Source organism: Aeromonas jandaei (assembly GCF_037890695.1).
Lineage (GTDB): Bacteria > Pseudomonadota > Gammaproteobacteria > Enterobacterales > Aeromonadaceae > Aeromonas > Aeromonas jandaei.
This window is the reverse complement of the sequence record NZ_CP149571.1, coordinates 392,199-404,142: the sequence shown is the minus strand read 5'-3', so window position 1 is coordinate 404,142 and position 11,944 is coordinate 392,199. Positions and strand designations below refer to the sequence as shown.

Below are 11,944 nucleotides of genomic sequence, written 5' to 3'. Positions count from 1 at the left end.
TCTTTTACCCGTGTTTATGCACTCTGATGCTTGCTATCGGGATGAGCAATCAATTCGTTGTCACCCGGTTGACCTCCGCCAGACTGGTGACGCCAAGGCGAGCCTTTTCCAATCCTGACATACGTAAGGTACGCATCCCCTCTTTCTGGGCTATGGCCGCTATTTGTAGCGAGTTGGCCCCCTGCATGATCAGCTTTGCGATGTTTTCCGACATCAGCATGATCTCGTAGATACCGACCCGACCCTTGTATCCACCAGAGCACTCCTTGCAGCCGACCGGTTTGAACAGCCGCAGCCCCGCCGCCAGTTGCTGCTGAGTAAAACCCAGCTCCAGTAACTCTGCTTCCGGCACTACTTCGGGAGCCTTGCAGTGGTCACACAGTTTGCGTGCCAGCCGCTGGGCCATGATCAGGGTCACCGAGGAGGCGATATTAAAGGCTGGCACTCCCATGTTCATCATCCGGGTTAGGGTTTCGGCGGCTGAGTTGGTGTGCAGGGTGGATAGTACCAGGTGACCGGTCTGGGCGGCCTTGATGGCTATTTCTGCCGTCTCCAGATCGCGGATCTCCCCCACCATCACCACATCCGGGTCTTGCCGCAAGAAGGAGCGCAGGGCGCTGGCAAAGGTCAGCCCAGCCTTGGGGTTGACCTGCACCTGGTTGACACCGGGCAAGTTGATCTCCACCGGATCTTCGGCGGTGGAGATGTTCACCTCGGTAGTGTTGAGAATATTGAGACCGGTATAGAGCGAGACTGTTTTACCCGAACCGGTCGGGCCGGTGACCAAGATCATGCCTTGAGGTTTAGAGAGTGCCCGTAGATATTGCGCCTTTTGCCGGTCGTCAAAGCCGAGTTGCTCGATATTGAGACGGGCAGCTGATGAATCGAGCAGACGAATAACAATTTTCTCGCCCCACATTGTGGGCAGGGTGTTGACCCGCATATCCATCGACTTGTTGCGCGACAGCTTGAGCTTGATACGGCCATCCTGCGGCAGCCGGCGCTCTGCGATATCGAGCCGCGCCATGACTTTGAGACGGGCAGAAAAACGGTTGGCCAGATTGACCGGCGGCGTGGCCACTTCATGCAGGATGCCGTCGATGCGAAAGCGAATGCGGTATTTTTGTTCGTAGGGCTCAAAGTGCAGGTCGGAGGCACCACGCTTGATGGCATCCATCATGATTTTGTTGATGTATTTGACGATGGGGGCGTCATCATCAGCGGTATTGACGCTCTCATCCAACCTGCTGCTTTCATCGGATACTTCGAGGTCGGAGATTTCAGATTCATCGATATCCTCCATTCCGAGAGCATCGTTCTCACTTTCCAGCAATTTTCCTATTGCCGCAGTGAGTTTGTTCTCCTCGACCAGCAGCGCTTCGGTATGGAGACCGAAGCTGAAGCCGAAGTCTTCCAGTGCCGACACATTGGTCGGGTCAGACATGGCGATATAGAGGGTATGCCCTTGGGTGTATATGGGAAGCACATGGTGCTTTTCAATCAGCTTCTGATTGAGGTACTTCTGCGGGATCTCGGCCAAATCGAAGGCTGCAAGATCCAGCAGAGGTACCCCATACTCCAGTTCGCAAAAATCGGCGAGAGCCTTGCTCTCAAGGATCTCGTTCTCGATCAGGAAGGTTACAAAGGGTTTACGCTGGGCCTTGGCCTGGCTCAGATAGCGCTGGGAGTCCTCCTCACTTATCAGTGAAGAGGCGGCCAGGCTTAATGCCAGGCCGCTGTTGGGGCTAGAGGTCATCCGTTAACATTTGCCATCGGTTCTGCATGAACCTGAAATGTTCCAAAGTACCTGTGCCCCTGGTGTAACTGCGCCAGAGGTAACCAAGTCATATGTTGAATTGCCAAGTGCTGCGGTGGCGATACCAGAAATAGTAATAACACCAGCTGCGTTAGTAACTGTTACATCACTCAAATTTGTCGTGGCGCCAGCAGATACGGCGGCAGTGCCGGCCGCTGCACAGTCAGCGCCAATATTAGCAGCCGCACCAGTGTATCCTTGCACACAAACTTCAACGGCTGTTTTTCCGGGGCCTACAGCTGATATAACTTCAGTAAATTTTGCTCTCTGTGTGTAGCTTTGATACGCAGGTAGAGCTACTGCTGCCAGAATGGCGACGATCGCCACAACGATCATCAATTCAATAAGGGTAAAGCCTGATTGTTTCTTCATTTCAAATATCCTTTTGTCCTTGGTTCCTGGGAAGTGCCGATGGAAAATCATCCACACGTCAGTATCTTATCCGAGCTATCAAGGGTGGCAACAGAGATCGCAGCCTTTGTTAACCACTTTTCTGTCATTTGCTAAAAACATGATGAAAATCATATAGCAAGCAGCTTCTATCGACTCTTTTTGCTAGTTGTAAAGGGCCCGCCATCACACTCCTTATGCAGAGGGTTCCTGCCATAAAGAAAAGGCGCCTGAGGCGCCTTTTGCAAGTCCATGACCTGTTATCTATCTTCCCGTTTACGACGGGGTGGAGTGAATCTTCCTCTCAGATAAAACGCATCGAGAGATCGAGCGCCCGCACATGCTTGGTCAGGGCCCCGACCGAGATAAAATCGACGCCGGTGGCGGCAAATTCGGCCAGGGTATCGAGGGTAACATTACCTGATACTTCCAGCTTGGCCCGTCCCTGATTGATGGCGACTGCCTCACGCATCATGGCAACATCGAAGTTGTCCAGCATCACGATATCGGCGTTGGCCGCCAGCGCCTGTTCCAGCTCGGCCAGCGATTCGACCTCTACCTCTACCGGTTTGCCCGGATTGAGATGACGAGCCTCATTAATCGCTTCGGCGATGCCGCCGCAGGCAAGGATATGGTTTTCCTTGATCAGGTAGGCGTCGTAGAGGCCGATGCGGTGGTTCTTGCCGCCGCCACAGGTGACGGCGTACTTCTGGGCCGTGCGCAGGCCCGGGATAGTCTTGCGGGTGTCGAGCAACCGGCAGTCGGTCTCTTCCAGCTCGGCGACATAACGAGCGGTGAGAGTGGCAACGCCGGAGAGGGTCTGGACGAAGTTCAGCGCATTGCGCTCGCCGGTCAGCAGCAAGCGGGCTGGGCCATGGAGGCGGAACAGCTCCTGATTGGGGGATATTACCTCGCCATCCTGCACCTTCCACTCCACCTTCACCTCGCCGCCGAGTTGTACGAACACCTCGTCGACCCATGGCTGGCCGCAGAATACTCCGGCTTCACGGGTGATCACCCGGGCGTTGGCCATCCGGTCGGCCGGGATCAGCTGGGCCGTGATATCGGCGCTAGCGTCCGGTTGGTCGAGCGTAGTCAGGGCATCGCCCAGATCTTCGAGTAGTGCAGCGCGTACGGCGCGGCTGACATCCTGTTGAAACATGCCTTATTCCTGCAAGGGTCTGAGCAGCAGTTGCCGCTCTTTTTGAACCAGCTCCAGCCGGCCTAGGGCGTTCATGCCAACCAGCACCTCGTCGCCCTCAGCCGCCGGGTTGATAAAGATGGCCAAATCGTACAAGGTCAATGGCCCCATCGCCAGCGTTTCGATGGTGCCGTTGCCGACCCGGATCTGACCCGCAGCCGTGTTGACCTGGCTGCCGCCGCGGGCTGCCAGACCCAGCCGCTTGGCAACCTGCTGCGGGATGGTGACACGGGTGGCGCCGGTATCGAGCAGCAGTTGCACCGGGTAGCCGTTGATGGCACCCTCCAGACGATAGTGGCCGCTCTGGTCGGCTTGCAGCAGCAGTTCGCCGCTGGCGGTGACGCTGGGTTGGCTGCGGGAGTGAAAATAGAGGGTCAGCAGACCCATCAGAGAGAGCCAGGCCAGTAACCACATCCAGCGTGCCGTGTGCTGCATATCTCATCCATTGCGAGCGGAAGATGACTCAGCCTAACACACATTTTTCCACTGATTCAGCGGCTTGGTGACAAGATGCCTGCCCGGATCGCGCTTTTTTGTTCAACTCGTATCGAGTAGCCGATGACTCATTCTGACCCCATTTTTTCCATTGATGATGCCGGCTGGTGCCAGCAGGCTCGCCGGGTTCCCTCTCCCCATCACAACGAACGGGCCGCGCCGGACGATATCTCCCTACTGGTGGTGCATGGCATCAGCCTGCCGCCGGGGGAGTTTGGCGGTCCCTTTATCGACGACCTTTTTATGGGACGGCTCGACCCCGAGGCTCACCCCTATTTTGCCGGTATCCATCAGCTGCGGGTCTCGGCCCACTGCCTGATCCGCCGCGATGGCGAGCTGGTGCAGTATGTGCCGTTTGGCGCGCGCGCCTGGCACGCCGGAGTATCGAGCTGGCAGGGGAGGGAGGCGTGCAATGATTTCTCCATCGGCATCGAGCTGGAGGGGACGGACGAAACCCCCTATACAGATGCGCAATATTTCGCACTGGTGGGGCTCACCCGAGCCATCTCTGCCCGTTACCCGGCGGTCACCGTGGAAAAAATTGTCGGCCATTGCGATATCGCGCCAGGGCGTAAAACGGATCCGGGGGAGAGTTTTCAGTGGTCACGCTTCCGCGAGATGCTCAATAGTTAAAGTAAATATTCAAATTTAGTTTGGGTTTTAAAATCAATGGCTTGCCTCTATGGCAGGTCATTTTTGTTTGTGGTTGCGCAAATGTTATTTGTGAGCCTGCTCAAGAATATTGGTAAGACCAATTTCTATGAGCCAAATCATGTTTACCCCGCTTTACCTCTTATTGGGTGGTGGTGATTCTTGATTCAGATCATCTTTTGAGTGGACTTTTGACAAGGCCTCTGCTAATTTTCGCCCCATTCATGAAATTGGTAATACCAATTTAACAAAGTAGCCTCATGCCCTATCGCAAGATTACGCAACCCAAGTTGGCCGACTCCATTGTCGCCGAGCTGGAACAGATGATTCTGGAAGGAAGTTTGCAGCCGGGGCAGAAATTGCCTCCCGAACGCGAACTCGCCATCCAGTTTCAGGTATCGCGCCCATCCTTGCGCGAAGCCATCCAGCGACTTGAAGCTCGCGGGTTGCTCTATCGCCGTCAGGGCGGTGGCACTTATGTGCAGAATGCCCTGAGCAAGGGGATCGCCGATCCTCTGTTCGAACTGCTCAGCACTCACCCGGAAGCCCAGTATGACCTGCTGGAGTTTCGTCACGCACTGGAAGGCATCTGCGCCTACTATGCTGCATTGCGGGGTACCGGTGCGGATTTCGAACGCATTCGTCAGGTGCAGACCACCATCGAAGAGGCGGGCCAGTTGGGTTCGCTGGTGGCCGAATCGGCAGCCGTTACCCAGTTCTATCTGGCGGTGGCCGAGGCGTCCCACAACGTGGTGCTGCTGCATCTGCTGCGGGCCATGAGCCCCATGCTCGAGCAGAACATTCTGAGAAATAACGAGATTTTGAATCGCCGCCCGGGAGTGGTAGCCAAGATCCGACGCCATCGTGCGAATCTGATCGAAGCCATCCTGTCGGGGGCTCCGGAGCGGGCCAGAACAGCTTGTCATGAGCATCTGGCCTTTATCGAGGACACCTTGTTGGATATGCAGAGGGAAGACAGCCGGATCCAGCGATCCATGCGTCGGATCCGTCAGCAGGAAAACTAATCCCACAAGGCTTTATTGTCGAATGCTTGCGCCCTTCGCCGTGCAATGCCGTGCAATCACAACAAAATAGGAACCAGCCATGTCTGATATCCTGAAGAACGATGTGGACCCGATAGAAACGCTGGAGTGGCTTGCCTCTCTGGAATCCCTGCTGCGTGAAGAGGGTCCCCAACGCGCTCAGTTCATCCTTGAACAGTTGGCCGAGAAAGCCCGCGCAAGCGGTGTGGACGTGGCTGCCAAGGCAAACCGCGATTACATCAACACCATTCCGTCCAGCGAAGAGCCGGACTACCCGGGCGACCTGGAGATGGAGCGCCGCATTCGCGCCATCATCCGCTGGAACGCCATGATGATCGTGCTGCGCGCCTCCAAGAAAGACCTGGACCTGGGTGGTCACATGTCTTCCTTCGCTTCTTCTGCGACCATCTATGATGTCTGCTTCAACCACTTCTTCCGTGCTCGCAACGAGAAGGATGGTGGTGACCTAGTTTACTTCCAGGGTCACATCTCCCCGGGTATCTATGCCCGCGCCTTCGCCGAAGGTCGTCTGACCGAAGAGCAGCTGGACAACTTCCGTCAGGAAGTGGATGGCAAGGGTATCCCTTCCTACCCGCACCCGAAACTGATGCCGGACTTCTGGCAGTTCCCGACCGTATCCATGGGTCTGGGCCCCATCGCCGCCATCTATCAGGCTCGCTTCCTGAAGTACCTGACCGACCGTGGCATCAAGGATTGCTCCGAGCAGACCGTTTACGCCTTCCTGGGTGACGGCGAGATGGACGAGCCGGAAGCCAAAGGTGCCCTGACTGTTGCCGTGCGTGAAAAGCTCGACAACCTGGTGTTCGTGGTCAACTGCAACCTGCAGCGTCTGGATGGCCCGGTTGTCGGTAACGGCAAGGTTATCAACGAGCTGGAAGGCCTGTTCGCCGGCGCTGGCTGGGACGTTACCAAGGTTATCTGGGGTCGCAAGTGGGATGAGCTGCTGCGCAAGGATACCTCTGGCAAGCTGATCCAGCTGATGAACGAGACTGTGGACGGTGACTACCAGACCATGAAGTCCCGCGACGGTGCCTACATCCGCGAGAACTTCTTCAACCGTTACCCGGAAACTGCCGCGCTGGTCAAAGACATGACCGACGAGGAGATCTTCGCCCTGAACCGTGGTGGTCACGATCCTCGCAAACTGTTCGCTGCATTCAACAAAGCGACCCAGACCAAGGGCAAGCCGACCGTTATCCTGGCCAAGACCATCAAGGGTTACGGCATGGGCGAAGCGGCCGAAGGCAAGAACATCGCTCACCAGGTCAAGAAGATGGAGCTGGACTCCGTGCGTCACCTGCGTGACCGCTTCAACCTGCCGGTGGCCGACGAGCAGCTGGCCGACCTGCCTTACCTGAAGATCGAAGCGGGCAGCGAAGAGCACAAATACCTGCACGCTCGTCGTGCGGCCCTGAAAGGCTACCTGCCGACCCGTCTGCGCGAGAGTACCGACAAGCTGGAAATCCCGGCACTGGATGCCTTCGCTCCGCTGCTGGGTGAACAGGCGCGCGAAATCTCCACCACCATGGCGTTCGTGCGTTCCCTGAACGTGATGCTGAAAGACAAGTCCATCGGCAAGCGCATTGTTCCGATCCTGGCTGACGAAGCCCGTACCTTCGGTATGGAAGGTCTGTTCCGCCAGATCGGTATCTACAGCCCGCACGGTCAGCAGTACACCCCGCAAGACCGCGACATCGTCTCCTACTACAAGGAAGACAAGCAGGGTCAGGTTCTGCAAGACGGTATCAACGAGCTGGGCGCCATGTCCTCCTGGCTGGCTGCTGCGACCTCTTACAGCACCAACGACTGCCCGATGATCCCGTTCTACATCTACTACTCCATGTTCGGCTTCCAGCGGATTGGCGACATGGCGTGGGCAGCCGGTGACCAGCAAGCCCGTGGCTTCCTGCTGGGTGCAACCTCCGGTCGTACTACCCTGAACGGCGAAGGTCTGCAGCACGAAGATGGTCACAGCCACATCCTGGCCGGCACCATCCCGAACTGCATCTCCTACGACCCGTCCTACGCCTATGAAGTGGCGGTGATCGTACAGGACGGCCTGCGCCGCATGTACGGTGAGAACCCGGAGAACGTGTTCTACTACATCACCACCCTGAACGAGAACTACGCCATGCCGGCCATGCCGGAAGGCGCCGAGGAAGGCATCCGCAAGGGTATCTACAAGCTGGAATCCGTAGCCGGTGCCAAGGCGAAAGTGCAGCTGCTGGGTTGTGGTTCCATCCTGGGTCACGTGCGCACTGCTGCCCAGATCCTGGCAAGCGAATATGGCGTGGGCTCCGACGTGTTCAGCGTCACCTCCTTCAACGAGCTGGCTCGTGATGGTCAGGACGCGGATCGCTGGAACATGCTGCACCCGACAGCCGAAGCTCGCGTACCGTACATCGCTCAGGTACTGGGTTCCGAAGCCACCATCGCTGCGACCGACTACATGAAGTCCTTCGCCGACCAGGTTCGCGCCTTCGTTCCGACCGAGAACTACCGCGTGCTGGGTACCGACGGTTACGGCCGTTCCGACAGCCGTGCCAACCTGCGTCGTCACTTCGAAGTGAACGAGTTCTATGTGGTGGTTGCTGCCCTGACCGAGCTGGCCAAGCGCGGCGAGATCGACAAGCAGGTTGTGGCCGATGCCATCGCCAAGTACGGCATCGATGCCGACAAGGTCAACCCGCTGTACGCGTAAGTGGATCAAGGGTCGCGCCGTCATGCGGCGCGACCCTGCCAGGGTTTAAAACGGTTAACGCGAGATGTGCGTGGCTGCATCAGCCAGTCACGCGGATCGACGCAAGAGGATAAAGCACAATGTCCAAACAGATTATGGTGCCGGATATCGGCGCCGATGAAGTTGAAGTCACCGAGATCATGGTGGCCGTGGGTGACAAGGTCGAGCTGGACCAGTCCATCATCGCGGTAGAAGGCGACAAGGCCTCCATGGAAGTACCGGCCCCGTCTGCCGGTATCGTCAAAGAGATCCTGATCAAGGTGGGCGACAAGGTTGCCACCGGTTCCCAGATCATGATCTTCGAAGCCGAAGGCGCTGCTGCACCTGCAGAAGTGGCCGCTCCTGTTGCTGCAGCTCCGGCTGCCGCACCGGTCGCTGCCGCTCGCAAAGATGTCAACGTACCGGACATCGGTGGTGACGAAGTTGAAGTCACCGAGATCATGGTTGCCGTGGGCGACATGGTTGAAGCCGACCAGTCCATCATCGCCGTGGAAGGTGACAAGGCCTCCATGGAAGTGCCGGCACCGTTCGCCGGTCGCGTGGTCGAGATCAAGGTTGCCGCTGGCGCCAAGGTTTCTACCGGCTCTCTGGTGATGGTATTTGAAGTGGCTGGCGCTGCTCCTGCCGTTGCTGCTGCACCGGCTCAGGCTGCCGCTCCTGCCGCCGCCCCGGTTGCTGCCGGCGCGAAAGATGTCAACGTACCGGATATCGGTGGCGACGAAGTCGAAGTCACCGAGATCATGGTTGCCGTGGGTGACAAGGTTGAAGCCGACCAGTCCCTGATCGCTGTGGAAGGTGACAAGGCCTCCATGGAAGTGCCTGCGCCGTTCGCCGGTGTGGTTAAAGAGATCAAGGTGAAGGCGGGTGACAAGGTCTCCACCGGTTCCCTGATCATGGTATTCGAAGTGGCTGGCGCAGCTCCTGCTGCCGCGCCGGTTGCTCAAGCTGCCGCTCCTGTCGCTGCTGCACCCGTTGCTGCTGCTCCGGCTCCGGTTGCTCAGGCTGCAGCCTCTTCCGATTTCGTTGCCAACGACGCTTACGTACACGCCTCTCCGGCGGTACGCCGTCTGGCGCGCGAGTTCGGCGTCAACCTGGCCAAGGTGAAAGCCTCCGGTCGCAAGGGCCGTATCGTCAAAGAAGACGTACAAGCCTACGTGAAGGATGCCATCAAGCGTGCCGAGTCCGCTCCAGCCTCTGCCGGCGTAGCCGGTGGCAACGGTCTGGGCGTACTGCCGTGGCCGAAAGTAGACTTCAGCAAGTTCGGTGATGTGGAAGAGGTCGAGCTGACCCGCATCCAGAAGATCTCCGGTCCGAACCTGCACCGCAACTGGGTCATGATCCCTCATGTCACCCAGTTCGACGAAGCCGATACCACCGAGCTGGAAGCGTTCCGCAAAGAGCAGAACGCGATGCTCGAGAAGCAGAAGGCCGACGTGAAGATCACCCCGCTGGTCTTCATCCTGAAAGCCGCCGCCAAGGCGCTGGAAGCTCACCCGCGCTTCTGCAGCTCCCTGTCCGAAGATGGCAGCAAGCTGATCATGAAGAAGTACATCCACATCGGTGTGGCGGTGGATACCCCCAACGGTCTGGTTGTGCCCGTGGTACGCGATGTTAACAAGAAGGGCATCATGGAGCTGTCTCGCGATCTGGCCGAGATCTCCAAGAAGGCCCGTGCCGGCAAGCTGACCGCTTCCGACATGCAGGGCGGTTGCTTCACCATCTCCAGCCTGGGTGGCATCGGCGGTACCAGCTTTACCCCGATCGTCAACGCGCCGGAAGTGGCCATCCTCGGTGTCTCCAAGTCCGAGATGAAGCCGAAGTGGAACGGCAAAGAGTTCGCGCCGCGCCTGATGCTGCCGTTGGCTCTGAGCTACGACCACCGCGTGATCGATGGTGCCGATGGGGCTCGCTTCATCACCACCATGAATGGCGTGCTGTCCGACATTCGTCGACTGGTCCTGTAAGTGAGAGGGCGGGCCCAGAGCCTGCCCTTTTTACTTCTCATTTCATTAACATGATCGTAAACTTGCCCCGTTTTTTTCACGGCTGCAGCGGCCTCTTGTTTTGCAAGGAAAAGAAGGCATAAGACTGCGCTGTCCGGGGATACAAGAACGACAAAGAGGTCATGATGAGTAAAGAAATCAAAACCCAGGTCGTAGTACTGGGTGCTGGCCCTGCCGGTTATTCCGCTGCTTTCCGTGCGGCCGATTTGGGTCTGGATACCATTATCGTCGAGCGTTACTCCACCCTGGGTGGCGTCTGCCTGAACGTGGGTTGCATTCCCTCCAAGGCCCTGCTGCACGTAGCCAAAGTGATTGAAGAAGCCAAGGCGCTGGCCGAGCACGGCATCGTCTTCGGTGCGCCGCAGACCGACATCGACAAGATCCGTCTGTGGAAAGAGAAGGTTATCAACCAGCTGACCGGCGGTCTGGCTGGCATGGCCAAGATGCGTAAAGTTCAGGTTGTGAACGGCTTCGGCAAGTTCACCGGCCCGAACACCATCGAAGTGGAAGGCGCAGATGGCAAGACCACCGTGACCTTCGACAACGCCATCATCGCGGCCGGGTCCCGTCCGGTGAAGCTGCCGTTCATTCCGCACGACGATCCGCGCGTATGGGACTCTACCGATGCGCTGGAGCTGAAAACCGTTCCCGGCAAACTGCTGGTTATCGGTGGCGGCATCATCGGTCTGGAGATGGGTACCGTTTACTCCTCTCTGGGTTCCGAGATCGACGTGGTGGAATTTGCCGACCAGCTGGTTCCGGCTGCCGACAAAGATATCGTCAAGATCTACACCAAGCGCGTGGCCAAGAAGTTCAACATCATGCTGGAGACCAAGGTCACCGCAGTTGAAGCCCGTGAAGACGGTCTGTACGTCTCCTACGAAGGCAAGCACGCTCCGGCCGAGCCGGTTCGCTACGACAACGTGCTGGTTGCCGTAGGCCGTGTGCCGAACGGCAAGATGCTGGATGCCGAGAAGGCTGGCGTTGCCGTTAACGAGCGCGGTTTCATCGAGGTGGACAAGCAGCTGCGTACCAACGTGGCGCACATCCACGCCATCGGTGACATCGTTGGTCAACCGATGCTGGCCCACAAGGGTGTGCACGAAGGTCACGTTGCCGCCGAAGTGATCGCCGGCAAGAAGCACTACTTCGACCCGAAAGTGATTCCGTCTATCGCCTACACCGAGCCAGAGATGGCCTGGGTTGGTCTGACCGAGAAGGAAGCCAAGCAACAGGGCCTGAACTTCGAAGTCGCCACCTTCCCGTGGGCTGCTTCCGGTCGCGCCATTGCGTCCGACTGCTCCGACGGCATGACCAAGCTGATCTTCGACAAGGAGAGCGGCCGCGTCATCGGTGGTGCCATCGTCGGTACCAACGGTGGTGAACTGCTGGGTGAAATCGGTCTGGCCATCGAAATGGGTGCTGACGCCGAAGACATCGCGCTGACCATCCACGCTCACCCGACTCTGCACGAGTCAGTGGGTCTGGCAGCCGAAGTATTCGAAGGCTCCATCACCGACCTGCCGAACGCCAAGGCCAAGAAGAAAAAGTAATCTTCTGTCCGCTTCATAAAAAAGCCGCTCA

General features: G+C 57.8%; 9 protein-coding genes. 5 read left to right on the top strand and 4 right to left on the bottom strand.

What is annotated here, in order from left to right:
- Positions 1–49: 49 nt before the first annotated feature.
- From tapB to WE862_RS01965, 4 genes are all read right to left on the bottom strand, one after another.
- Complete coding sequence (gene tapB, locus WE862_RS01980; RefSeq protein ID WP_033115377.1) at positions 50–1,756, bottom strand: PilB family type IVa pilus assembly ATPase TapB; 1,707 nt, start codon at positions 1,754–1,756, stop codon at positions 50–52.
- A 3-nt stretch (positions 1,757–1,759) separates the two neighbouring features.
- A complete protein-coding gene (locus WE862_RS01975; protein WP_042033198.1) occupies positions 1,760–2,188 on the bottom strand; it encodes a pilin in 429 nt (142 codons plus the stop codon).
- Between the two features lie 322 nt (positions 2,189–2,510).
- The gene (nadC, locus tag WE862_RS01970) at positions 2,511–3,368 is read right to left on the bottom strand and encodes a carboxylating nicotinate-nucleotide diphosphorylase (RefSeq protein ID WP_042033200.1); all 858 of its coding nucleotides are present in this window, start codon (positions 3,366–3,368) and stop codon (positions 2,511–2,513) included.
- A gap of 3 nt (positions 3,369–3,371) precedes the next feature.
- The gene (locus tag WE862_RS01965; RefSeq protein WP_042033202.1) at positions 3,372–3,842 is read right to left on the bottom strand and encodes a retropepsin-like aspartic protease family protein; all 471 of its coding nucleotides are present in this window, start codon (positions 3,840–3,842) and stop codon (positions 3,372–3,374) included.
- A 123-nt stretch (positions 3,843–3,965) separates the two neighbouring features.
- On the opposite strand from WE862_RS01965, the gene ampD reads away from it, so the two are divergent.
- From ampD to lpdA, 5 genes are all read left to right on the top strand, one after another.
- Positions 3,966–4,535, top strand: a complete 570-nt coding sequence (ampD, locus tag WE862_RS01960) for a 1,6-anhydro-N-acetylmuramyl-L-alanine amidase AmpD (protein ID WP_042033204.1) — start codon at positions 3,966–3,968, stop codon at positions 4,533–4,535.
- 278 nt (positions 4,536–4,813) lie between these two features.
- Positions 4,814–5,578 carry a pyruvate dehydrogenase complex transcriptional repressor PdhR gene (gene pdhR / locus WE862_RS01955; protein ID WP_033115373.1) on the top strand — a complete coding sequence of 255 codons (765 nt, stop codon included), beginning with the start codon at positions 4,814–4,816 and terminating at the stop codon, positions 5,576–5,578.
- A gap of 79 nt (positions 5,579–5,657) precedes the next feature.
- Positions 5,658–8,318, top strand: coding sequence for a pyruvate dehydrogenase (acetyl-transferring), homodimeric type (gene aceE / locus WE862_RS01950; RefSeq protein WP_042033206.1), 2,661 nt, complete (start codon positions 5,658–5,660; stop codon positions 8,316–8,318).
- Positions 8,319–8,437: 119 nt separating this feature from the next.
- The gene (aceF, locus tag WE862_RS01945) at positions 8,438–10,321 is read left to right on the top strand and encodes a pyruvate dehydrogenase complex dihydrolipoyllysine-residue acetyltransferase (RefSeq protein WP_042033209.1); all 1,884 of its coding nucleotides are present in this window, start codon (positions 8,438–8,440) and stop codon (positions 10,319–10,321) included.
- A 164-nt stretch (positions 10,322–10,485) separates the two neighbouring features.
- The gene (lpdA, locus tag WE862_RS01940; RefSeq protein WP_033115370.1) at positions 10,486–11,913 is read left to right on the top strand and encodes a dihydrolipoyl dehydrogenase; all 1,428 of its coding nucleotides are present in this window, start codon (positions 10,486–10,488) and stop codon (positions 11,911–11,913) included.
- Positions 11,914–11,944: the final 31 nt, after the last annotated feature.